Source organism: Tumidithrix elongata BACA0141, assembly GCF_036349135.1.
GTDB classification, from domain to species: Bacteria; Cyanobacteriota; Cyanobacteriia; order Pseudanabaenales; family Pseudanabaenaceae; genus Tumidithrix; species Tumidithrix elongata.
Genome location: NZ_JAZBJZ010000077.1, coordinates 1 through 24,064, shown reverse-complemented (window position 1 = coordinate 24,064; position 24,064 = coordinate 1). Strand labels below are relative to the sequence as shown.

The window sequence follows — 24,064 nt, the reverse complement described above, 5'->3', positions numbered from 1 at the left end:
TTTAGGCTCTTTTTTTTCTCCACTTTCTCTCCCTGATGAATTATTCAGGCTAAAACCCTTACTGTCATGGTAGCAGGAGATTCTGCTAGAATTTTCGCTGCGATATTAAAATTCGCTTTATGGTGCGGAGATGTAGTGACTGCTTCGGCAGTGCAAGCTGGTTTGGTTTTAGAAAAAGACTCTATACGACAGATCTTACGGAGTGAAGTAATGCGTGAATCAGTGATTTATCAAGATATTTTGCAGGAAGGTGAGCGTAAGGGTTTACAACAAGATTTACAACAAGGAGAATCTGTTCTTGTAATCAAGTTGCTTAAGCATAAGTTAGGGGTTGTTCCATTAAAGCTACAAAGAGCTATCCAAAAACTGTCAACTGCTCAACTAGAGAATTTAGGTGAAGCACTGTTAGATTTTACTTCTCTTGAGGATTTATCTGCTTGGTTGCGGCAAAATAAAGGGAAATAGTCACCTCACTAAATTTAGACGCAATCTTGGATTTTTATAGCCTCTTACTGACTTACAGCAAATTAGCTTCAAAAGCACCACAGACAGAAAGCTAAAACCCAATTCGGGGCTACGCCCTGCGACCCAGTTTTGTGGTGAATTGACTCGAAAACCGCTGCAAAGGCTTAGCAATAAAGCATTTTGTAAATCTTGGTGATAGTTTAACTTGTGCGTAGCTCTAAGCCTAAAACTTGGGTATGCGCGCCGCGTGCTTGGGTAACGCCGATTGTACGTTCTGCCTTATCGATCATGGGACGGCGCAGGCTAACCACAATAAACTGAGCGGAGTCGGCTTGCTTGCGAACCATACTGGCAAGACGTTCGACATTGGAGCCATCGAGGAACATATCGACCTCATCAAAGGCATAGAAAGGTGATGGACGATAGCGTTGGAGGGCAAAGATAAAGCTAAGTGCTGTCAGCGATTTTTCTCCCCCTGACATGGAGGCGAGATGCTGAACGGGTTTCCCCTTGGGATGGGCGACGAGGTTCAAGCCACCACTGAGCGGCGCAGAAGGATTCTCTAACTGCAAATAGCCATCCCCGTCGGATAGTTCGGCAAAAATGGTCTTAAAGTTTTGATTGACGGCATCAAAGGCCTGCATAAACGATCGCTGCCTCAACGTAGTGAAGTTCTCAATTCTTAGTAAGAGTTCTGTGCGTTCTTGATTGAGGGTTTCTAATCGGGCACTGAGTTCGTCAAGGCGAGCCGTCGTACTTTCATACTCCGCGATCGCCATCATATTCACAGGTTCCATGGCTTGCAGTCGTTTTTGCAAACGGCGTTGTTCGAGCTGCAGCTGTTCTAGGTTCATTTCTGCGGGAACTTCGGGGAGAGGATCGGGCAATTCCAACTGTTCTAGCTGGAGATTGACCTTGGCGATCTGTTCCGTAAGCTCTGCTTGTTGTTCGATCAGTTTTTGTAGTTGCCATTCCTGTTCCTGCTGGGAAGTGCGATGACTGCTGAGGGCGCGATCGCAGGCATCGCGTTCTTGCTTGGTCGCACCAATCACCTGTTCTAGTCCATCCAATCTGGCTTGGAGCGTGGCGATGATTCCTTCGGCTTGCTTGATATGGGTTTGGGCTTGCGAACTCTCGTTGAGTAAATCGGTTTGCGTAGTACGCAGTTCTTGCAAGCGCACTTGGCGTTGAGAGACTTTTTCTAAAGCCAGAAGGTTTTGATTTTCATTACTGGCAAGTTGTTGGCGTGCCGTGCGTAAATCAATCTCCGCCGTGTTTAGAAGTGCTTCTTGTGCTTGCAGTACCTCTTGTGCTTGCTGCCAACGGATATGCGTACTCGACTGTTCTAATTCCGAAAGCTGGGCTCTCTCTACTTGCAGTTGTGCTTCTAGCCCAGCAATAGTTAGCTCGATACTTGCCACCTGTGCCTGTCCGAGTTCGATCGCCGTGCGAGTTTGGTGAATTTGTTCCTGAATCCGATCGCGATCGCGACCCGTGCGACCAATTTGTTCTTGAATCAGATCGCTCTGAAGCTGGGCTTCGCGGTGGGCATTTCTAGCATTGAGCAATTGCTCTTCGTATTTTGCGATCGTCGTCTGCGACATGCGCACTTTTTGATTGAGACGACTCAGCATTTGATCGATTTCCATAAGGCGATCGCGTAGTTGTTTCACCTCATTGGATTCCGATGCCTCGGCTGTGCCAAAGTGAATGCCATTGCGGCTTGGGGCGCTTCCCCCTGTAATTGCCCCTGTGGTTTCCAGCAAATCGCCATCGAGGGTGACCATGCGATGCCTGCCAATATATTGACGGGCTTGCTCTAGATGCCCATAGACCATCGTATTGCCAAAGATAAAGCCAAAAATATCTTTGTAGCGTTCCTCAAACTCCACGAGATTGATCGCGTAGTCGATCGCCCCCACTCGCTTGGCATCATCGGCTTTGAGGCTGCGGGCTGCTTGCATTTTATTTAGGGGCAAGAAAGTTGCCCGCCCTGCCCGTTCGAGCTTGAGCAGGTTAATTGCCTCGGCAGCGACTTCGTCATTTTCCACGACAAGGAAGCCCAACCGATTTCCTGCGGCAATTTCCAATGCCAGTTGATAATGGGGCTCGACCCATCCCAGTTGCGCGACCAAGCCAAATACCCCTGACAGGTCGGCTTCGATGATAATTTGCGTCGCCCTTGTACCTTGGACTTCGCGGGTAGCCTGTGCCTGTGCTTCTAGCTTGTCGAGCTGACGATTTTTAATGCGCTGTTCTTGGGTAAGGCGATCGATCGTTTCGCGGCTGGTCTGCAAGTCCATCTGGGCGGCTCCCAGAGACATAGACAGGGATTGAATTAACGACTGTGCCCCCTTTGCCTCTGATTGATGCAGGAGTAATTCATCCTCCAGCGATCGCCCCTCAACATTTTGCAGTTCTGCGAGTTCGGTCTCAAAGCCTGTCAGTTGCAAAGACCACTGGCGTAGGGATTCCTTTAGGCGCGTATGCTCAAGGCGTTGCGGATCGATCGTGGCTTGGAGCGTATCAATGGCTTGATACATTTGGCCCTGTTGGCGCATCCAATCGGCAGAAGAGGTGGCGATCGATTGAATTTCGTTGCGATATTGCTGCACGATCGCCGCCTGTTGGTCGCGGGCATGGTTAAGTCCATTCACCTGTGACTCTTGCAGTTGCTTTTGCGTCGCTAAGCCTTCCAGCTCTTGCAACAATTGGTCGATTTCTGATTGGGTCGTGACAATATGGTTTTGGGTAGCTTGATAGTTGCCGATCAGATCCTGTTGTTGGCGTTGTAGCGATCGCAACTCGGCATTTTTGGCTGCTAAATTGGTCGATACCGATAAATATTCCTCTTCGCCGAGGGTATGCACCTTGGCACTGAGTTCGTTGAGCTGTACTGTGGCAAGCTCGATCGTCTGGACTAACTCGGTTAGGTTGGTTTTTAGCTGTGCGGCTTTTTCATGACTATTGGTCAGCTCGATTTCTTTTAACGATTTTTGATAGAGCAAAGCACGGTGTTGCAACACCACTTCAGACCGCTCCATCTTTTCTAGTTCTAGCCGCAGAGCCTGATATTTTTCAGCTTTGGCGCGATCGCCCTTGAGCTTTTCTTTCGTACTAATTAGCTCTTGCTCGACAATGCGAAACCGATCTTCCTGCGCCTTTACGTCATCTAGCTTGTCTTTCGCAGAGGCAATTTTGCGATCGAACTCTCCGACACCCGCTAGCTCGTCAATAATTTCGCGGCGATCGCGAGAATTCATGGAAATAATACTGGTGACGTCCCCTTGGAGGACGACGTTATAGCCCTCAGGATAGATCCGCAGCTTGGCAAGTTGCTCGTGCAGCTCACCGAGGGTGCAGGGCATCCCATTGACATAGTAGGTTGAGGTATAGGTTCCTTGGCTCGTTACCCGTAATTTTCTGGTAACTGTCCACTCTTGAGGATTTACGGTCGCCTGAATTTGCCCGTCAATCGCTTTTGGAGCTTCTGATTGCGTATTGTCTGGGTTGGGATCTAAGCTGCTGTCGGAATTGGTGTCGAAATTGGTAGCGGAGTTGGTTTCAGAATTAGCGGCTAACTGGGCGCTTTCTTCTTCTAGATCGAAGGTTACGGTTACATAGGCTTCGACCGTCCTACCTTTTTGACTATGCGCCTGATTGACCAGATCGGGTAAGCGTTCGGCTCGCATTCCTTTAGAACTCGATAGGCCTAGAGCAAACAGCAAGGCGTCTAATATATTAGACTTGCCCGAACCATTCGGCCCTGAAACTACCGTAAATCCCGGCAGCATGGGAATTGCGGTGGTAGAACCAAAGGATTTAAAGCGGGACAATTCTATGTGTTTGATGTACATAGCCAACAGGGGATCGCTAATGGGGACGGCAAGATGCCTGGTAAGGATAGCACCTCAAAGGGTGATATCTGAGATGGCAATAAATTACCATGCAATTTCAAAATCTGGCATCCAATAGCAAAGATTTTTGGGTTAGAGGCAAAAATCATGGGGGCGGGAGACCCCGATTGGACGATTTGGTTACGGATTTTGTTACAGAGACGGAAGCTTGATGCGATCGGTGTATCTTGCTATTCATTGGCTGGCAACCACACATTGAATCTTAAATTTAAATGGTAGAATCTCTCACAAGTACTCAGATTCGTTTAACAGTCAAGGTTTAGATCGGTAAATTGCATTTGTATCAAAAACAACATCTGTATTAAATACATCTGCACCATTAGATTTATCTTACTTCTTGATATCTCAATCCTTGAGTTGTCGTAAATGTTCTGCTTCAAGAAATCATCAATCCCAGCTTAGTTATGGCACCTACATCACTTATCGATTCTCATCTATATAGCTATGATTGATGTAGATGCAGAAAGTGATGAACCCAAGCATTCTTAATTCTGTGCAGTCTCCCTTGTCTAACTCATGTCTAACTCAGCGTCAAATTCTGGAGCGTTAACGACTACTAGGGGAAATTTTGCCTCAGTTTTAGCTCCTTTAACCCAAGAGACGTTTAAGCAAGTTGTCTCAGAGGTTGAGCAAAAACTGCGGGTTGTAAATCAAACCCTCGGTATGTTGAATACCGATTTTGATGTCATTCTTGACGAGATGTTACAGGCAATCCGTCTTAAGGTTGGGGAATTACTGTCTGCCGATCGCACCACGATTTTTCTATTAGATGCCGATCGTAATCAGTTATGGACAAATGTACCTGGCGAAAACGGTAGAAATATCGAAATTCGGATCCCAACGGATCCCACCAGCATTGCGGGAGAAGTTGCCACCTATCAGCAGCTTGTGAATATTCCCTTCGACTTTTTTAACGATCCGCGATCGGGGCAAGCCAAAAGGCAATTTGAGCGAACGGGCTATCGTACCTATACGATGTTGGCGATGCCCCTGCTCAATGACGATGGCGGTTTGGTGGCAGTGGTACAGATGATCAATAAGCTGCTGGTCAGCGATCCCTACGATCCTTCAAAGCCTTTAGAAGAACGCGTCGATCGCGTGGGGTTTACCGAAGTCGATCAGGCATTATTTGCCCAGTTTGCTCCTTCTATGCGATTGATTTTAGAGAGCTCTCAGGCATTTTATGCGGCTGCGCAAAAGCAACGTGCGGCTGAAGCGTTGATGAAAGCAGCTTTGTCTTTAGGTCAAAGTTTAGACCTCGAAGAAACCTTGAAAAAGGTCATGGATGAAGCCAAACTGTTGATGAATGCCGATCGCAGTACGCTTTGGCTGATCGATCGCGATCGTAACGATCTCTGGACGCAAATTACAAATGCAGATGGCACTACTAGAGAGTTGCGCGTGCCGATGGGAGTCGGCTTTGCTGGGCGTGTGGCAGTATCAGGGGAAGTTTTAAATATTCCCTTTGATCTTTACGAGCATCCTGACGCAGATAATTCTAAAAAATTCGATCAACTCAACCACTATCGCACCTGTAGTTTGTTGTGTATGCCTGTGTTTAATTCCAATAAAGAATTAATCGGTGTGACGCAACTTGTCAACAAACGGCAAAGGGGTGAATTTCCTGATTACGATGCCACCACTTGGCCGATCGCGCCTGAATGCTTTAAAGCCAGCTTTAATAGTGGCGATGAAGAATTCATGAAAGTATTTAACATCCAAGCAGGTGTAGCCCTTGAAAATGCCAAGTTGTTCGCCAAGGTCAAGCAAGAGCAACAAATGCAAAAGGACATCTTGCGGAGCCTTTCAGATGGCGTACTATCTACGGACAATAAAGGGAGAATTGTGGCTGCTAACGAGCGCGCCTATGAGCTTTTAGGTTGTGCAAATGCGGATATTCCCGTTCGTTTAGAAGGGCGATCTATCTACGATCTGATCAATATTGAAAAGGCGAATTTTGCCAAGTGGTTTGATGCTAGCCTTCAGGGCACAGATGAGAAAAGCCGCAAGCAGTACTATCCCGATCAAACACTAAAATCGGGTACGGACGAGCAACGCAGCATTAACCTCTCGATCAATACGATGTCCGAAGCGGATGATGGTACGGGTGTGCGCGGTGCGCTGGTGGTGATGGAAGATATCAGCCAAGAAAAACGACTCAAAAGTACGATGTATCGCTACATGACGCAAGAATTGGCGGAACAGCTCTTGCAAGCAGGGGATGCCAAGATGGGAGGCGATCGCAAGGAAGTTTCTGTCCTGTTCTCTGACATTCGCAGCTATACCTCACTGACGGAAAAGTTAGCCGCCGAAGAGGTGGTGCAGATGCTCAACGAATATTTTGAGACGATGGTGGAGGCAGTATTTAACTACAAAGGCACGTTAGATAAATATATTGGTGATGCGATCATGGCTGTGTTTGGGTCGCCACTCCCGATTCACGATCATGCTTGGATGGCGGTGCAAACGGCGATCGATATGCGAAAACGCTTGATAGCCTTTAACGCCCGTCGTTTAGCGAATCTCACCCATGCGTCTCAGGCAGAGGTAGAGGCAGCCCTGACTGACTGCGATCCTCATCGCCTTGCAAATCTCACGAATGTTTCTTGGGCAGAGATAGACATGGCGGTGATCAAAATAGGGATTGGTATTAACTCTGATAGCGTCATTAGTGGCAATATTGGTTCTACGCGACGCATGGAGTTTACGGCGATCGGCGATGGGGTCAATCTGGGTTCGCGCCTTGAGGGAGCCAGTAAGCAATATGGTACGGATGTAATTATTAGTGAAAGTACCTATAAGTTATGTGGCGATCGCATTCATGTGAGAGAGCTGGATTGCATTCGGGTCAAGGGTAAAAATGAACCGATTGGCGTTTATGAGTTAATCGGCTTGACTTCCGATCCGCTAGAGCCAACCAAAGAAAAAATTGTCGATCTCTATCACAATGCTAGAAAACATTACCTCAGTCGCAAGTTTGCTTTAGCGATGGGTGAGTTTGCTCAAGTACTAGAACTCGATCACAGTAACAAAGCTGCTAATTTGCACCTCAGTCGCTGCCAACACTTCCTCCAAAGCGCTCCTCCCGATGACTGGGATGGGGTATGGACGCTAACCGAGAAATAAGCACCAATTCTTCTCTAATCTCGGCTATCTAATTTGATACGGGGGTCAACAGCTTTTAAGAGCAAATCGGCTAAGAGATTGCCAATCACGAGCATTAACGTTCCCAGTGTCAAACCTGCCATGACTAGGTTGACATCTTTTTCGAGGGTAGCTTGCAAGATTAACTTACCTAGACCAGGCCAGTTAAAAAAGAATTCCGTAATAAATGCGCCACTGAGCAGACTGGCAAATTCAAAGCCTAATAGGGTGATCAAGGGATTAATCGCATTGCGGAGCGCATGAACGTAGATGATTTTATGCTCAGGCATTCCCTTAGCGCGTGCGGTTTTAATATAGTCTTGGCGCAAGACATCGAGTAGATTTCCGCGCATAATGCGTTGGAGGCTGGCAAAACTAAGAATTGTGAGGGTGAGAGTGGGCAAGACTAAGTGATGTGCGATATCTAAGATTTTGCCCAAGAGTGACAGATCGGAATAATTGATACTCGTCATCCCACCTACGGGGAACAGCGAACTGTTTTGGGCAAACATTAATAAAAAGATTGCCAAAATAAAGCTGGGAAATCCCTGTACGGCGTAGCTGAGGAACTGCACGACGCGATCGCTCCAAGTATTTTGTCGCACCGCACAAAAAATGCCGAGGGGAATGCCAATCACCCATGTGGTGACCAGAGAGGCGATCGCCATGATCAGTGTATTCCCTGCTCTTTCTAAAATTAGTGGTGTTACAGGGGCTAAGCCTTGACAACGCACGCCTAGATCGCCCCTTAAGGTACTGCTGAGCCATAAAAAATATTGATTCCAGACCGGCTGATCGTAATTTAATCGCGCTCTTAGATCGGTAACAACTTTTTTGGGTGTGCTGGGATTTTGGAGGAGCTCTGTAAAGCAGTCACCCGGAGATAGCTTAAGGGCAAAAAAGCTCAATATCGAAACCAAAAAGATCACTAGTACTGCTTGAGCTAGTCGTTTTAAGACATAAGCAGTGGTTTCGTTGGTCAAAAATGTAGCGATCGGAGCGACTGGTTTAACGGTCATGGGCAAAATGACAGGCTTACAAATGTTGATAGATATAGCAAAGCAATCTATTTGACTGGTATGTTGGGGCAATTCACAAATTGCTCCTACGATGCTGATTGCTATAGGACATGAAGGAGGGAGTTGTGCTTCTATTCTTTGAGAATTGCTCTAAGAATGTCAAAGTTTCTGCATATTCAATAACATCGTAGTGGATGGTTCGATATTTACAATATATTTGAGCGATCTCAATTCTCAATTATCTCCATCTTATTCTTCATCACAAATTAAGTAATGTCCGATCACGCCGACCATCAATTGCTAGAGTCATTTTTTGAAAGTAGCAAAGCCAAATTTGAATCTGAAATCCACGAAAGTCCAGACATTCTCAATATTGTTGTCATTGGTAGAGTCAGTTCTGGGAAAAGCTCTCTGGTAAATGCTTTATTAAAAAAAACACGCAAAGATTCTCTATTTAAAGTTAGGGCTGAGTCAGGCGTAACTAGTGATGTGCAATGCCTTAAACTCAACGAAAGGGTGCGCTTGATCGATTCTCCTGGTTTAGATGATGTGAGGGTTGCGAACAGTAATGCCACCCAAAGATTTCTGAAGCGAATTGATATTGGCGTTTTGGTGGTGGATGGCTCATCGGATGCGCGTCAAAAAAAGCACCTTGACGATTTAAAAAAGCAATGCGATATCGTTTTTGTCGTTTTCAATAAAATTGATGAATATGATAAATGGAAACCCACGGTTTTAGAACGGGTGATTCAGCAATGGAAAGTCGATCTGGGCGTTGCTAAAATTTATCCTACCTGTACATTTGGTTACGATCCAGAAGTCAATCATGATATGAAACTGGACATTCGTGGGGTAGAAGCTTTGCGAAATGATATTGAAGAATTGCTACAGTCAAAATGGCAAAACCTCCTCGATTCTCGCTCTTTTACCGAACGCAGAATTGATGCGGTGAAAATTATTGCCAATGCTATGCTGCGAATTAATGAAGAGGCATTTATGCCCAAACGCAGTCCTTACATTTTGGGAACGCTAGCGATCGCCGTTACTGAAATTCATTACCTACTACTGGGGCAGACGTTATCGGGCAAAGAAATCCGCAAGCGCATGGCACTCTTTACATCAGGCGATCTGTGTTCGGCATCGTTTCTATGGTATGGCTCGCCGCTAGCACCAGATTTTGTGCTCGATCCGATCACGGGGCGACGTGCTTTATCCTCAAGTCTTATTATGCTTTTGACCTTTGTAGAACTGCTACGGCGCAAGCTAGAGTTTACAACGACGACTGTTGAGCTAGAATCTCGTCCCTTTCGCGCCTCGATCAAACCTAGGATAGAAGATACTCATCCAGCAGATTGGCAAGAGGTATCTTTTTGGCAAAATTTAGCCCTGTCTGCCTTGTTATCTCAAGGTCTATCGTCATCAGTGCATAAGCCTTAAATTTCAGAGAGATTTCCTGTACCCAATTCCAGATTTTGTAGGGCAGTATTTTGTAGGGCAGTGCCCCAGTGCCTGCCCCCGATCCCTATGATTAAGGAACTTCGCTCCACTATTGGTCGTTCATTTTTGCTAGGAAATCTCGTACCTGTGCGTCCGTAGGTTGTGCCTCGATCGCGCCCATTGAAGTGGTTGCGATCGCCCCTGCGGCACAGGCATAGGAGATTACATCATGGGCGTATTCAGGTTTGGACAGTTCAGCCAAGGGCTTTTGAGAAATTTTATGGATAAATGCGGCTAAAAAGGCATCTCCTGCCCCTGTCGTATCTACGGCATCAATCGGAAATGCATTGCGTTTGCTTTGGCGTTCGCCGAGATAATAGCGACATTCTTTTGCCCCATCGGTGACGATTACGCCCTCAAGATGGTTTAAGGCTTGGGCGATCGCGGCGGGACTGGTGGCGCGAAATAGGAAATAGGCTTCTTCGGTGGTGAGCTTTAAAAAATCTGTGTATCCCAACAAAACTCGGATCAACTTTGCGGCTTGGTCGAAATTAGACCAAAACATCGGTCGCCAGTTCACATCCACAATGACTCGCACAAAGTTATCTTCGGCAAGTTTTAAAGCCCGACCGATCGCCCGTGAAGTTTGGGGACTGGCTAAGCCGAGCGTGCCTAGTACTAAAAAATCAGCATCGGCAAATAGATGGGCGGGCAAATGTTCCGCTGACATGAGGGTGTCGGCAAAAACGGTGGTGTCATCCCCAGAAAATTTAGCAAAGGTGCGATCGCCTTTTTCGTCACGGGTGACATAAATCTGTCGGGTCACAGATTCAGGATGCACTTGCAATCCTGTCGTATTGACCCCTTCCTTGCTAAGTAGTTGAATTAACTGCTCCCCTTCTGGATCTTGCCCCACACATCCAATAAAGCTGACGGAAGTTCCGAGTTTTGCCAGACCGCAGGCGACATTGGCTAAGGCTCCGCCGGGGCAAGATTGCCAAGACTCGACGCGATCGTAATCTACACCTACCTGTTCAGCGATTCGGTCGATCAGAATTTCGCCAAGACAAATAACTTTTGGCATAGAGGTGAAAGTCAGTGCTAGAGAATATTACAAAGTATGGGGAGGAAACCAATTACCTCCTCAATTACTGTAAAGGATTTGTTGCACACTCGATCGGGAAATTATTACCCAAGTTTTTGAAGCGGGGATCGTAACTCACATATGTAGTTGGCTCGTTCTCTGATAGCTTGCTTAACTTCATTACTAATTGACATTTTGTGCAGCAAGCATCGCATTGACATGAGTAAAAATGCGATCTAACTCTCCGACGCATCAAGTTCAGTAATTTCATCTGGGGTAATCTGTTCGGCTTTTTTCTTTTCCAGCAGGTTTTCCATCCGAAGCTGAAGAGATTCACTAAACTTAAACAAATTCCAACTGTCAACTTTTTCAAGCTGGATTTCATGAATCAGTGAGGACGGCTTATAAAGAACTGCGAGGCTAGCCTCGCAGTTAGTTCGCTGCAAGCGGTGAGGAATCAACCCAAAGAGATTGAAAGGTCATAGTTGTTTCTATAAAACGGCTGGACTATTAGAAGGCTTCGCGGCATCTTGGGTAGCGGTGTCTTTGGGCATTCTTGCTTCAATGGTGGCAATGACCGCATCGACTTTCTCTGGGAAAATCACCACAAGTCCCCCTTCAGGTGCCTGATCTAAGGCGATCGCTACAGCCTCAGCTTCATTGAGAATAATGTCGCAGGGCAGGTTGGGTTTGACGGAGCTAACGCCCTTTTGCATCAAGGCAGCTACAGCATTGACCTCGCGTCCTCGGCGGTCTAGGTCTTCTTTAATGATCACGCGATCGAACATATTTGCGGACAGTTGACCGAGTTCCTCGATGTCGATGTCGCGGCGATCGCCCGGTGCGCCAATGACGCCAATACATTCGCCATTCCAAGTGCTGATAAAGTCAGCGATCGCCTTATAGCCCGCCGGGTTATGGGCGTAGTCCACCAAAGCATGAAATTTCCCCAAATTAAACAGATTCATCCGCCCTGGGGTTTGATTGGATGAGGCGACAAAACTGGTTAAAGCCGAGCGAATATCTTCAATTCTCACGCCTTGGGCAAAAGCAGCAAGACTGGCTGCCAGAGCATTTTGAATTTGGAATGCTGCCTTACCACCCAAGGTAATCGGCACGTTCACAGCTTGCTCGATGCGTAACGTCCAATCTCCCTTGAGAATCGAGAGATAACCATTCTCGTACACGGCTGCCAAGCCGCCTTGCTGAGTATGCGCCGTGACGATTGGGCTATCAGGGGTCATGGAAAAGTATGCTACTTGTGCCTTAACCTTTTCCGCCATTTTGACCACCAGAGGATCGTCAGCATTCAGCACGGCATAGCCACTGGGAAACGCCGATTGCACGACCACACTCTTGAGGTTTGCCAAATCTTCTACGGTTTCAATATCACCGATGCCGAGGTGATCGGCTTGCACGTTCATGACGACCCCGACATCACAGCCATCAAAACCTAAACCCGATCGCAAAATTCCCCCTCTGGCTGTTTCTAAAATGGCTACTTCTACGGTGGGATCGCGCAAAATCACTTGAGCGCTGTAGGGGCCAGTCGTATCGCCTTTTTCGACGAGCCAGTCGCCGATGTAAATGCCATCTGTCGTGGTGTAGCCAACCACCCGATTGGTTTGTTTAAAAATATGGGCAGTGAGGCGGGTTGTAGTGGTTTTGCCATTCGTACCTGTAATTGACACGATTGGTACGCGGTAAGGTGCTCCGGGTGGGAACAGCATATTAATGACTGGTTCTGCCACATTGCGGGGAATGCCCACACTGGGTGAGGTGTGCATTCTAAAGCCTGGGGCAGCATTGACTTCGACAATGACGCTATCGGTGAGGCGCAGAGGTTTGGAAATATCTGAGGTAACTACATCGATTCCTGCAATATCTAGGCCAATGATTTTAGCAACGCGCTCTGCTAACCAGATATTTTCAGGATGGATATCATCGGTGCGATCGACGGCAATGCCACCCGTACTTAGGTTTGCTGTGGCACGCAAATAACAAATTTGTCCTACGGCTGGAATTGAATCTAGGCTGAGCCCCTGACGTTGCAAAAGATCTTGGCTGTTGCGATCGACCTCGATTCGAGTCAGCACATTGTCGTGCCCGTCACCTCGACGCGGATCTTTATTCGTAATTTCAATTAATTCAGAAACCGTAGATTTGCCATCTCCGTAGACGTGAGCGGGAACTCGCTCTGCTACAGCAATTACCTTACCGTTGATCACCAACACACGATGGTCGCGCCCTGTATGAAACCTTTCGATAATCACATCTTCTGAAACTTCGTGAGCCATTTCAAAGGCATCTTCTGCGGCTAACAGCGATCGCACGTCAATGCTGATGCCGCGTCCGTGATTTCCACTGAGCGGCTTGACCACAATCGGGAAACCGCCGACTTCAGCGATCGCGTCTTCAAGATATTTTGCAGAACGAATTACCGTTCCTCTAGGGACAGGTACGCCAGAGTCTCGTAAAATCCGTTTGGTTCCCTCTTTATCACAGGCAAGCTCTACCCCCAAAATTCCCGTATAGTTGCTCAGGGTTGCTTGAATGCGCTTTTGATAGACGCCAAAGCCCAGTTGGATCATGGCTCTGCTGCCCAGTTCTACCCAAGGGATGCGTCTGGCTTTTGCCTCCGCCACAATTGACTCTGTACTGGGGCCAAGCTGACCTTCTAAGCGTAACTCAATCAAGTCCTTAAAATCTTTTTGCAGTTCCGCTTGGGAATATTCACCAATATCTAAAATGCTCTGGCATAACCTTACGGCTGCCCGTGCGGCATAGCGGCCTGCTTGTTCGTGTTGATACTCAAAGATCACCTGATAAACGTTGGCTTCAATGGTGGGGCGCACGGTGCCAAATCCAACATTCATACCTGTGAGCTTCTGTAGTTCTAATGCCACAAGTTGCACGACTTCTGCTGCTGAGGTGATGGCTTGGGGGTGACTGTGCGGACTATCGAGCGAACTATGCACAAGGCTGGGTAAGACCTTGATTATATCTTGGTAAAAGCTAACAATATTTTTGGGGAAATCCTCTAAATCCAACCTGACTACCACTAGCTGATGTCGTTGAATGCTCCACTGATTGGGTCCACGCAGTGTTTGGATTTTAAGAATTTTCATAATAAACGTCTTTACACGTCGCCAAGTGTCTAATTTCCAGTTTTAAATCCTAGCTATCCCGCAGCCCATTTTTTGTATCAAATAAACAAAAAAGATGTTCAACATATACATTCCTCATAAATTTGGATAAACCTGCGAGGGCAAGTTTACAAAGTAAACGATAAAAATATTGTTAAACTCGTCAAGCTGCTATGGCGTATTGTGTTTTGCAACATTTCGACAATACAAGCTCTGCATAACACAACAGAAGATATTTTCTGCTTAGTCTTTGCATTTATTAACTATACCTTAAGGCAACTCTTCAGGCTGACTGGGATAGTTGGGTGGATGCGCATCAATTCTGCCTGGAACTGGTTTTTGGTTGGGTTGAAGCCCGGACAACATGCGAGAAAGTTGCAGCCCATCCAAAACGAGTTTAGTTTCGCGAATTTTATGCCACACCGATCGCGCCATTAATAACCCATGACTTTGTCGTTGTGCCTGAATTTGTTCTAGATAAGCTTCTCGCTCGGGCTGGTAGTCAGCTGAGGATACCAATAGGCTGTAATTGGTCTCAGACTGCTCGGATGATTGTTTGGTGACAATTTGGGCAACTTGAGAGGTTAGCTCAGGGTAAAGCCAAGTATAGGCAGGGTGAACGGTTAGTTGGCAGTAATGGCTGACCTTTTGCTCGGGTTGTTGCCGTTTCCCTTGAGGACGACTTAACGCCAGCGAGAAATAACCGATCGCGGCTTTACGCTGCGGCTCGTAGACATACCCTGAGACCTCTTGGACTTGCTGCAAAATCTTGGCAGTATAGCCGACAAGTTTCTCAAAGGAGCCAGTCCGAAAATCATTAATGCTTAGATCGTAAACTTGCCGAATTTGAGGGGGCATTGCGGCAGTATCTAGTTGATAAAGCAAACCAGCGTCGGCATTACTTACGGGTAAAAGATTGGGGAGATCGGGTTGGTGCTGGGCTAGGTCTTGTAAAACTTCGGCGGATATCTCCCAGTTGGTTAGTTGGGCGAGGGGCTGAAAACCATTTTGACGATATAGCGCGATCGCATCTTTATGTTGAATGTCAACTTTGAGCAGCCAAGTGCGTGCTTCCCAGCAGGACTCTAGGCAGTAGCGAATTAGTTGCGTACCGATATGGCTGGGTTGGATTTGCGCCTCGATTTGACTGTGCGGCGCGATCGCAACGCGATCGATTTGCCAAGTACTGCGACTGCCATTGGTGGGGGAAACGCAAATAAAGCCAAGAATTTCACCATTGTATTCCGATACATAGGCTCTGACATAGGGCTTTGCCAGATGTCGAAGGGGATTTGGCAACCAGCTTGATAACCTAACGAGAGAGAGCCAATCAGACTTATAGCTCAGCCCAGCCCGATCGTGGCTGTCATCGGGGAGTGATTCTAATTGCTGAACGATTTCTAGATCGCGACGCTGTAAAGGACGTATCGTGTTACCTAAAGAGGGAAAAGATTGCATAACCGCTCATTCCAGAAAAAACTGATACTGCTGCACGCCTGCTGTATAAGTGCTCACAACTGTAAGTGTAGCTGTTTGTTTTCAACAATTTATATCGACTTGCTGTGATTTAGTCAGTCTCCTACGATAGAGAAGTCCAAATTAATCAGCACGAACCCGTCTGAATTGATTACCTACTACCTAGTATAGGCGAGGGAATTATCTTAGAAGAAAGTTCTCCATTTTATGATAGGGTTGATCGATGCAAGATTTAAGGGGTACAACAGTTTAAAATGGCTAAGCGCCGCAATCAAAAAAAGGAAAAAGCTCTCCGCAACCAAGCTTACGCACGTAAGTTCCGTAAGCGCACACCTATGGGTCGGTTTGGACGTAGACGTCCAGGCGGCAGTCGCTTTGGCGAAGGTGATGATGACAATGAAGGAGAAAACTCTGAAGAGTCAGATGGTGCAGCTGGTGGTGGCGGTCTAGGTAAGTTCTAGATTGTTTGCCAAAATTTAACTGCCAGGACTTAAGTACCAAATTAAGTACCAAAGTTTATGTGTAAAGGTTGAAAGTAAAGAGGGTCAGTGCAAGGGACTAAAAACCAAGAATCAAGAGCCCACTGCTTTGCCTTAGCGCTACACACCACAACGGACAGTCTGGAACTTGCGATCGCTCAGTTGTACAGATTGTCAGGGTCTAAATCACCAATCGAATCAGGTCAGGATGTAATTTCTGACTTCATTTTTGTAAAGGAGCAGTCATGGCACTTGGGAAGAGACCTATCAACCCAACTGCATGGCTGCTTACAGTCTTTTATAAGGGAAATTGCTTGGTCAGACATTGCTTGGTTAGCGATCGCCAGTGGTATTGGGGGCTACACAGGTACACGCATCGGTATTGTTACCGCCCGTACCCTAGCCGAACAGTTAGGGATTCCGCTCTATGCGATCGGTTGTGACAGAATTTCACAGCAGGCAACGCAATCTCAGCCTCAAAAGTCTTTAAGTTATAGCCTGTTAGAACTTGCCCATGCCCAGTGGTTAATCGAAGGGCAACAAGGCATTTATTCCCACTGGTCAGCAGCCTTACCCTTATATCGGGAGTAACCCTAAAAGGTGCGTGAATCCGCCCTAGGCTATAGGGATCAAAGCGATCGCTGAATGTTAAGATCTATTTAAATACTTTAGTGTTTTATCGTATTCCAAGCTTGAGGAGTGATCTGATAGTTTTGGGAACTATCTCTTTAAAGAAAATTTCTATACAAGAAAGATTTCTGCATAAGAGAAAATTTCTAAACGATCTTAATTTTATACAAGCGATCTATGCTGCAAGACACTATTACGATTCGTCACTATCAAAAGCTCACCGACTCCTTAGTCGATATGTGGGAACGGGGATACCGCTCGAACGATGAACTGCGTTTGTTTTTAGATGGGTACTTGTCTGCGCTCCGTAACTCCAGTGCGATGGAATCTCATAAAATCCATCGTTTAGAAGAAGAGGCAGTCAGATTCCTCTATGACTCTTCTAACTTTATGTCTCCTTACCAAACTGAACTTCAAACCGAGGTAGAAAAGTAAGGGGCAAGGTAGATGCAGTGACGTATGCTTGCGGTCAAAGGGGTAAAAAAAGTTTCAACTTTTACAATCTCAGCACCTATCGTTTCACATGCTTTTGTAAGTTCTTCCTGTTCTTTGTCTGACCACTGACCTCTATATAACACTGCTTGTCCGCCTGACTTTAAAAATGGCAATGCATATTGAGCGCAAAGCTCTGCACTGCCCACTGCTCGAATTAAGGCTAGGTCGTACTTTTGCCTGTGTACTTGAATACGACCGATCTCCTCAGAACGTCCTGCCAAGGTCCTGCCATTCACAAGCTGTATTTTTTCGATGACCTGTTTCACAAAGGCAGTTTTCTTTTGTCTGCTGTCTAGTAGAGTAATTTGCCAAGTTGGTTGAGCGATCGCACAGGGCAGTCCGGGGAAGCCTGCTCCTGTACCGATATCGATCGCCTGTAAATTCTCTTGCCCAAAAAAGGGCATGACGCCCCGTAATGAGTCCCATAAATGCTTTTCCCAAAAGTCCTGCGGTTCTGTAATGCGGGTGAGGTTTTGTATTTGATTTCCCTCTAGCACCAAGTTATATAAACGCTCAAATTGCAGCTCTTGTTCGGCTGTGGGCTGCCAGTTTAACGTGGACTGCCAGAGGTGAGAAAATTGGGAAAACATTAGGTGGGTGCGTGATGAATGATTGAATGGCAGTTCGGCTAGATTCGATTGGGGAGCTAATTCCTCTGATTACCGATCTGAGTCTTGATTTCTTCTCTCGGCAATTTTCAACAAGATCTCAGCGTGCTTTTCTTTCGTAATTGGATAAAGGTAGGCAAGGACTAGCCCAATCAGTAAAAATACAGTTGGGATTGGCCCGATCGCAATCCGAATTGCTAGTAACGCAGAATCAGGTTGAATCGGTGCGGGTTGGTTAGCGACGGTTTCTTTAAACCCTGACCAAGCTAGTGTTTGTCCTAGCATAAACAACCCCACTGCAAGCCCCATTTTTTGTAAGAGCACCATGAAGGCATAAAACACACCTTCTCGTCTTTGTCCAGTCTCTAACTCATCTAGGTCTACCACATCGGGTAACATCGACCAGGGGATTAAATAGGCCGTCGAGACCCCACATCCAGCCACAAAAGCCAAGACCTTCATTAAGCCAACCTCATTTGGCTGCAACATCACTAAACCGACTTGGGCAATAATCCATAGCCCCATGCCCATAAAATAGACAGCTCTTTTTCCTACTCTCTTGCTGATCGCGCCCCAAACAAATAGCATCGGTAGTGCCGTACCCTGAACCCATAAAGTGACTTCGATAAAGTCAGACTGAGTCAGCTTCATCCAATGTACGACAAAGTAGGGAATGATCGAGGCGGTAATTTGTAAAGCCAGCCAAGAACAAAAATATATGCCAATCACATAAAGAAATGGTCGGTTGCTAAAGGCAATCCGTATTTGCTCTAAAAAAGGAATAGTGTGGGATACATCTGCTTGAGCTTGCTGGTTTGTCAGTCTCTGAGATTCTTTAACCAATACCTGTCGTTTTGTCCCAAAGACACACCAGCAAATGGATAAAATCGCAATGATTCCGTAGATGATGCCGAGGACAAGGTATGGTGTTCCACTGTTGAAGTTATTGTTGGCTAACTGACCCGATGATTTTTTAAAAAACTCAAAGATCAAAATTGCGATAAATAAGGAGACGATGCTGCCTCCGATCGAAAACGAAAAACGAAAACTATTGAGGCTGGTGCGTTCGTTATAGTCTTGGGTTAGCTCCGCTGTGAGTGCTGTATAGGGCAAATTAACCATTGTAAAGAGGGTATTAAATGCGATCGAGATCGCGACGTAATACCAAAATAGTCCCAACTTATCTAAGGGTGGAACCAGCCATAGTAAAAAATAGGAAATTCCAAATGGAATCGCGGCATAGATCATCCAAGGTAGACGGCGACCCCAACGGGACTGGGTGCGATCGCTTAAAATCCCAATCACAGGATCGATGGAAGCATCCCAAATCTTGCTAATCATTAATATGCTGCCAGCCAATCTAGGATCTAACCCTGCCACGCTGGTAAAAAAGAACAGCAAAAAAGTGCCCGCAATATTGGTCGTAATTGCTGTGCCTAAGTCCCCTGCCCCATAGGCAAGTTTGGTTGTAAGACTTAGTTTCTCTGAAGTAACGGTGGGTGGTGACGCATCAGAATGAGCAGGAGCCATAGAAAAATTCCCGATTCTTATAGATTGCTAACACAGATCGTTATTTAGTCTATCTGTCTTGGGACTTCTATGCTTGCTTCTACATCGATGGATTTGCTTAAGCGATTCCTTGCAGGATGCGTACCGCCGCCTAATGAATCATCAGAGCTGCGGCAAACTCAGCTTCTTGTTGGGTTGCAGTACTAATGGCATCGGTCAAAATTTGGCGAGGTGTAAGACCTGTCGCATAGGCAGCTAGCCATCGCTGGGCTTCATTCCCCTGTTCTAAGATTTTTAAAAGTGGGGCAAGAAAGCAAGTCGTACCTGTCTGCTTGGCGATCGCTTGGGCTTGCTCGTATTGTTGTCGCACTAAATCTCTCGCTTTTACAGCGTTGCCAGTCTGCCAATCAGTCAAAACGGCATCTAAACTATGCTGTGCTGCTGCTATTTCATTTTTACTGGCGATCGCCACCAGTTCATCAGGTGTAAAGGGGCTGGCTTTAGGTGTGAGAGGATCGAGCATTGAATCTTCACCTGAATGCATCAGATTAATCAGCCGCATTTCAAGTAGTGCCGTAATTGCCAACAGCGCTAATGGATCGAATACCAGATCGCAAATTCTTAGCTCAAGGCGATTTAAATCATAGGGGCGATTATCGCCATTGGGGCGTACGGCCGACCAGAGATGCCGCACATTTTGCATCGTGCCCAGTTGTAATTGGGTCTCAGTCCATTCCACAAAATGTTTGTGGCTGGAAAATAAAGGGACATGGGCAGGTGTTTGGGGAAACATTTGCCAGCGCGTCGAGTGATAACCCGTTACCTCTCCATCTAAAAACGGCGAAGATGCACTGAGCGCTAAATAGAGGGGAGATTCTAACCGTATGAGTCGGCAGGCTTTAATCAACATTTCTAGATCGCTGATGCCCACATTAATATGAATGCTGGCAGTGACAACATCCGTGCCGTAGGTTTGCTCGATGTATCCATGATAGGGATTATGTGGATCGGAGCGCTCAAACTTTTGAGTGCCACCCAAAGCAAGGGTGCTGCTTGGCATGATCGTGTAATCACCAAAAGATTTTAAATACTTGCGCAATCTCTGCCTTGGTTCCACTAAAGCCAGAAACAAGCGTTCGTACTGTGTAAATGGTGCGGTTGTATATTCCACATTGCGGTTGTCAGGTTCTCTCACAAAGCCCTGCAAATCGGCGACAATGCGATTAGAAAAACCAACGGCATCCCCTGTAGGCGCAGATGTGTATAGTTCTACTTCAAAACCTTTGGATAAAAGCACAAATTCTTCCTTGTCATGAGACTTTACAGTGCTGGCTTTTTAACTTACTTGAATAACAGTTCAACAAAGATCGAACAAATCAATGACAAAATCTTCGTTCTGTTTCAATTTTCCCTAGATCGATATTACCTTTTTGCTAGTGCATTCTGATTCCTGCAAATTTATCCTATGACGGAACCACTGCGTTTTCGAGATATTGGACAAACAATTTATGACTTTGGGCATAGTTTTTGGGTGCATTGTCCCCAGTGCGATCGCCTCAGTACTGTCATGCCATTCAGTGAATCTGCCAGTGAGGCTGCCCCACTACCTCAAACCCAAACGCATAAAATCTTCGATCGCCACCGCCTATCTTGCAAATACTGTGGCTATAGCAAAGATTGGCAAGGCAATTCCGTGACAATAGGTGGCGATCGCGACTGGTACTTTAATCTCACCCTCTGGCTGCAAATTCCCTGTTGCGGTGAAATTTTGTGGGCCTATAACGCCGAGCATCTGGATTTTCTGGAAAACTTCGTTCGTGCCAAACTGCGCGAGAGATCGCCCGATCCAAAATTGGGCTGGCAAAATCAAAGCCTTGCAAGTCGATTGCCCAACTGGCTTCAAAGTGCGAAAAATCGCCAACAGATTTTACATGGCATTGCCAAATTGAGAGAAAAATTGCCCGACACGAGCAACTAAATTACAAAAAATATTCCGAAAAATAGAAATTAAAGCGGTTGACATTTCCCTGCACGAATTAGCCCGATGCGTTTTGCGATCGCTTCGCCTTGTGTGGCAAAAGGCCCCCAACTTTCTCCTGCTTCTGCTTTCGCATTGCGATCGTTTGAAATGGTGCAGATTCCAGAGGTTTGTTTGCAAATAAACCATTGATTCGTTTCAAGTTCGGCTACAGTTTCGCTAACCGATTCACTTTCAGAGTGGTTGTTTTTTGATTCAGACATAAATGATTAAAAAGGCTTATTTAGGACAGATTTAATTCAAGTTTAATTCAATCCAATAAAGTTACCAAAAATAGCAAGAGTTTTATAGGTGCGTCCTGGGACTTCGGTCGTATAAATACTAAAAATTACCATGTTTTGTTGCTGCGTTCTAGGTGTAATTAGCTTTTTAACTAGGGCATCTTGCGAATCTATTCCTAATTTGCAAAGGTCAGCTGCAAGATTTTTAATATTGCCTAATAGATCTTTAGGATTTTTATTTTCAGTTGGTTTGCAAAGTTGATTTTGAATGTCCGTAGCCATTTTTACGGAAGCATAATCTATATATTTCTCTTTGTTCGGATTTGTAAATACCATTACCAATGCGATCGCTCCTACCACACCCAAAACAGCAACTAACTTTCTTCTCATACCACTCTCCAAACCTTGTTGAAAGTTACAAAATATAACGGGCCTAAAAGAATAATTCTAAAGTCTGATCTTAAACACTCTTGGCAGTAAATTGTGCTTGGCTCATGTATATTTAGGCAGAACTTTTTCTCCGACACCAAAGCTAGGTGAAACTAATCCCTACTGCTTACGTCAAGGCGAAAAGTTAGAACGTTAGGAATTATTTTCAGAGGAAGATGTATGGCTAAATATCAAACGGCGGCTGGATTATTACTACTATTAACCCTAGGTAGTTATCAAAGCGCGATCGCCGCAGTTGACCGTGGCGCTAACACCTCCACATCCTCAAACCTACCCTTTCAAATTGCACAAGCTAACACAATTTTATTTGTTGCTCCCAGTGGTACGGATGCTCTCGGTGCAGGTACGCAAGCCACACCCTTTCGCTCCATTACCGCAGCCTTAAATGCAAAACCACAGGCTGGCACAATTGTTCAGATTGCTCCTGGTACCTACTCTGCCGATACTGGAGAAATTTTTCCACTCAAAATTCCTGCGGGTGTGACTTTACGCGGTGATAGCAGTAGCAGAGGGGCAGGGGTTCTGATTAGCGGTGGAGGCACATTTGTCAGTCCTACCTTTGCACGTCAAAATGTTTCTATGCTGGTAGGGAATGGTACAACCGTAGAGGGGATTACGCTCACTAACAGCGGTAACCGAGGCTACGCCCTATGGGTAGAATCTGCCAAAAATGTTGCGATCGCCAATAATACCTTTGTTGGAACTGGACATGATGGCGTTTTTCTCACCGGTGATACCAGTGCAAATGTAGTTGGTAACATTTTTACGAAAAATGGAGCCAATGGGCTTTCTGCTGTTGGCACAAGTTCAGGCGAGATCCGCGAAAACACGTTTGAGGATACTGGCTTTGGCTTAGCGATCGGTCAGCGATCGCGCGTTGCCTTAATTGGCAATCGCATCACGAAAAATCGTGGCGGCATTGTGATCTCCAATATTGCTACCCCTACATTACGTGGCAACTTAATTGAAAATAATACTGAAAATGGACTGGTCGTCCTCAAAGATAGAAATAGTCAACCCACCGTCGATCTAGGTACAACGGGTAGTCTTGGGCAAAATATCTTTCGGGGCAATAAAGTCGCTGATATCAACAACGCCTCAGGTGTGACAATCGCTGCTGTTGGTAATCAAGTCGATCTCAAGCGTGTAATTGGTCCCGTCGATCTTGTTGCCTCTAGCGTACCAATTACCCCACCGCAGACTCCTTCACCTGTAGTTCCAGTTCCACCTACTCCTAAGCCACCCGTAAATCCACCAACCTCTCCCGTTAACCCACCTACTGTATCTAGTGGATTGTCTGATGTCAAAGGTCATTGGGCGGAAAAGTACATAACAGCGCTTGCTGAAAAGGGCATTATTAAAGGCTTTAACGATGGGAAATTTCGCCCCGAAGATTCCGTTACGAGGGCACAGTTCGCTGCCATTGTGAATAGTGCCTTTCCTACAAAACAAAACATCCGCCCTAGTGTCACCTTTAAAGATGTCCCGACAAACTTTTGGGCAAATCAGGCAATCCAAGAAGCAAATGCTAAAGGGTTTATCTCTGGTTATCCCAACCAAACATTCCGACCTACCGAAAACATTACAAGAGCGCAAGTTCTCGTAGCTTTGGTTAATGGCTGGCAACTCAGTGGTGGCAACCCTAATTCCTTACCTAGCTTGTATCAAGATGCGGCTCAAATTCCCAGCTATGCTCTGGGGGCGATCGCAACAGCCACCAACAATAAACTGGTCGTCAACTATCCCAGCCCCAAACTACTGGCGCCAAATCGTAACGCTACCCGCGCTGAGGTTGCCGCCATCATCTATCAAACCCTTGCCAAACAAGGCGCAGTCCCAGCAATTCCCTCCGCGTTTGTCACAGGTCAATAGTTGATTTCAATAATGAAATAAAAAAACATTTAAAAAAGGGGTTGACAAGCCCGAGAAAGTTAGGTAGCCTAGTA

At 46.1% G+C, this 24,064-nt stretch carries 19 protein-coding genes and 1 pseudogene; 9 read left to right on the top strand and 11 right to left on the bottom strand.

Annotated elements, in window-relative coordinates:
• Positions 1-66 precede the first annotated feature (66 nt).
• Entirely contained in the window at positions 67-465 is a 399-nt protein-coding gene (locus V2H45_RS17060) for a DUF4351 domain-containing protein (protein WP_330484868.1), read from the top strand.
• A gap of 200 nt (positions 466-665) precedes the next feature.
• Here V2H45_RS17060 and smc read toward each other — a convergent pair whose 3' ends face one another.
• On the bottom strand, positions 666-4,322 hold the full coding sequence (gene smc, locus V2H45_RS17055; RefSeq protein WP_330484867.1) for a chromosome segregation protein SMC: 3,657 nt from the start codon (positions 4,320-4,322) through the stop codon (positions 666-668).
• 147 nt (positions 4,323-4,469) lie between these two features.
• Between smc and V2H45_RS17050 the strand changes: the two genes are divergently transcribed.
• On the top strand, positions 4,470-4,601 hold the full coding sequence (locus V2H45_RS17050) for a hypothetical protein (RefSeq protein ID WP_330484866.1): 132 nt from the start codon (positions 4,470-4,472) through the stop codon (positions 4,599-4,601).
• Positions 4,602-4,898: 297 nt separating this feature from the next.
• Entirely contained in the window at positions 4,899-7,508 is a 2,610-nt protein-coding gene (locus tag V2H45_RS17045) for a GAF domain-containing protein (RefSeq protein ID WP_330484865.1), read from the top strand.
• Between the two features lie 14 nt (positions 7,509-7,522).
• Here the strand turns inward: V2H45_RS17045 and V2H45_RS17040 are convergent, their stop codons facing one another.
• On the bottom strand, positions 7,523-8,545 hold the full coding sequence (locus tag V2H45_RS17040) for an ABC transporter permease (protein WP_330484864.1): 1,023 nt from the start codon (positions 8,543-8,545) through the stop codon (positions 7,523-7,525).
• A gap of 273 nt (positions 8,546-8,818) precedes the next feature.
• On the opposite strand from V2H45_RS17040, the gene V2H45_RS17035 reads away from it, so the two are divergent.
• Entirely contained in the window at positions 8,819-9,982 is a 1,164-nt protein-coding gene (locus V2H45_RS17035; RefSeq protein WP_330484863.1) for a GTPase domain-containing protein, read from the top strand.
• A 109-nt stretch (positions 9,983-10,091) separates the two neighbouring features.
• Here V2H45_RS17035 and V2H45_RS17030 read toward each other — a convergent pair whose 3' ends face one another.
• The 4 genes and pseudogenes from V2H45_RS17030 to V2H45_RS17015 all read right to left on the bottom strand — a co-directional run bounded on the left by V2H45_RS17030 (position 10,092) and on the right by V2H45_RS17015 (position 15,670).
• Positions 10,092-11,066: a carbohydrate kinase family protein gene (locus tag V2H45_RS17030; RefSeq protein ID WP_330484862.1), complete on the bottom strand. Its 975-nt coding sequence runs from the start codon at positions 11,064-11,066 to the stop codon at positions 10,092-10,094.
• A gap of 183 nt (positions 11,067-11,249) precedes the next feature.
• A pseudogene (locus V2H45_RS17025) lies at positions 11,250-11,512 on the bottom strand (hypothetical protein).
• 45 nt (positions 11,513-11,557) lie between these two features.
• The gene (gene cphA, locus V2H45_RS17020) at positions 11,558-14,194 is read right to left on the bottom strand and encodes a cyanophycin synthetase (RefSeq protein ID WP_330484860.1); all 2,637 of its coding nucleotides are present in this window, start codon (positions 14,192-14,194) and stop codon (positions 11,558-11,560) included.
• A gap of 288 nt (positions 14,195-14,482) precedes the next feature.
• Positions 14,483-15,670 (bottom strand): GNAT family N-acetyltransferase, encoded by a 1,188-nt coding sequence (locus V2H45_RS17015; RefSeq protein WP_330484859.1) that lies wholly within the window; start codon positions 15,668-15,670, stop codon positions 14,483-14,485.
• Between the two features lie 272 nt (positions 15,671-15,942).
• Between V2H45_RS17015 and V2H45_RS17010 the strand changes: the two genes are divergently transcribed.
• From V2H45_RS17010 to V2H45_RS17000, 3 genes are all read left to right on the top strand, one after another.
• The gene (locus V2H45_RS17010; protein ID WP_330484858.1) at positions 15,943-16,149 is read left to right on the top strand and encodes a hypothetical protein; all 207 of its coding nucleotides are present in this window, start codon (positions 15,943-15,945) and stop codon (positions 16,147-16,149) included.
• An 87-nt stretch (positions 16,150-16,236) separates the two neighbouring features.
• Positions 16,237-16,758, top strand: a complete 522-nt coding sequence (locus V2H45_RS17005) for a hypothetical protein (RefSeq protein ID WP_330484857.1) — start codon at positions 16,237-16,239, stop codon at positions 16,756-16,758.
• Between the two features lie 216 nt (positions 16,759-16,974).
• Entirely contained in the window at positions 16,975-17,232 is a 258-nt protein-coding gene (locus tag V2H45_RS17000) for a DUF6761 family protein (protein WP_330484856.1), read from the top strand.
• Here V2H45_RS17000 and rsmG read toward each other — a convergent pair.
• The 3 genes from rsmG to gshA all read right to left on the bottom strand — a co-directional run bounded on the left by rsmG (position 17,211) and on the right by gshA (position 20,706).
• On the bottom strand, positions 17,211-17,882 hold the full coding sequence (rsmG, locus tag V2H45_RS16995) for a 16S rRNA (guanine(527)-N(7))-methyltransferase RsmG (RefSeq protein WP_330484855.1): 672 nt from the start codon (positions 17,880-17,882) through the stop codon (positions 17,211-17,213). The genes V2H45_RS17000 and rsmG overlap by 22 nt on opposite strands.
• Positions 17,883-17,951: 69 nt before the next feature.
• Positions 17,952-19,430, bottom strand: a complete 1,479-nt coding sequence (locus tag V2H45_RS16990; protein ID WP_330484854.1) for an MFS transporter — start codon at positions 19,428-19,430, stop codon at positions 17,952-17,954.
• Positions 19,431-19,560: 130 nt separating this feature from the next.
• The gene (gene gshA / locus V2H45_RS16985) at positions 19,561-20,706 is read right to left on the bottom strand and encodes a glutamate--cysteine ligase (RefSeq protein WP_330484853.1); all 1,146 of its coding nucleotides are present in this window, start codon (positions 20,704-20,706) and stop codon (positions 19,561-19,563) included.
• Between the two features lie 168 nt (positions 20,707-20,874).
• Here gshA and V2H45_RS16980 point away from each other — a divergent pair, with 168 nt between their 5' ends.
• A complete protein-coding gene (locus tag V2H45_RS16980; protein WP_330484852.1) occupies positions 20,875-21,387 on the top strand; it encodes a hypothetical protein in 513 nt (170 codons plus the stop codon).
• Positions 21,388-21,416: 29 nt separating this feature from the next.
• On the opposite strand, the gene V2H45_RS16975 is transcribed toward V2H45_RS16980, so the two are convergent.
• The gene (locus tag V2H45_RS16975) at positions 21,417-21,650 is read right to left on the bottom strand and encodes a hypothetical protein (protein WP_330484851.1); all 234 of its coding nucleotides are present in this window, start codon (positions 21,648-21,650) and stop codon (positions 21,417-21,419) included.
• A gap of 42 nt (positions 21,651-21,692) precedes the next feature.
• Positions 21,693-22,058: a DUF4359 domain-containing protein gene (locus tag V2H45_RS16970; RefSeq protein ID WP_330484850.1), complete on the bottom strand. Its 366-nt coding sequence runs from the start codon at positions 22,056-22,058 to the stop codon at positions 21,693-21,695.
• A 219-nt stretch (positions 22,059-22,277) separates the two neighbouring features.
• Between V2H45_RS16970 and V2H45_RS16965 the strand changes: the two genes are divergently transcribed.
• Positions 22,278-23,990, top strand: a complete 1,713-nt coding sequence (locus V2H45_RS16965; protein WP_330484849.1) for an S-layer homology domain-containing protein — start codon at positions 22,278-22,280, stop codon at positions 23,988-23,990.
• Positions 23,991-24,064: the final 74 nt, after the last annotated feature.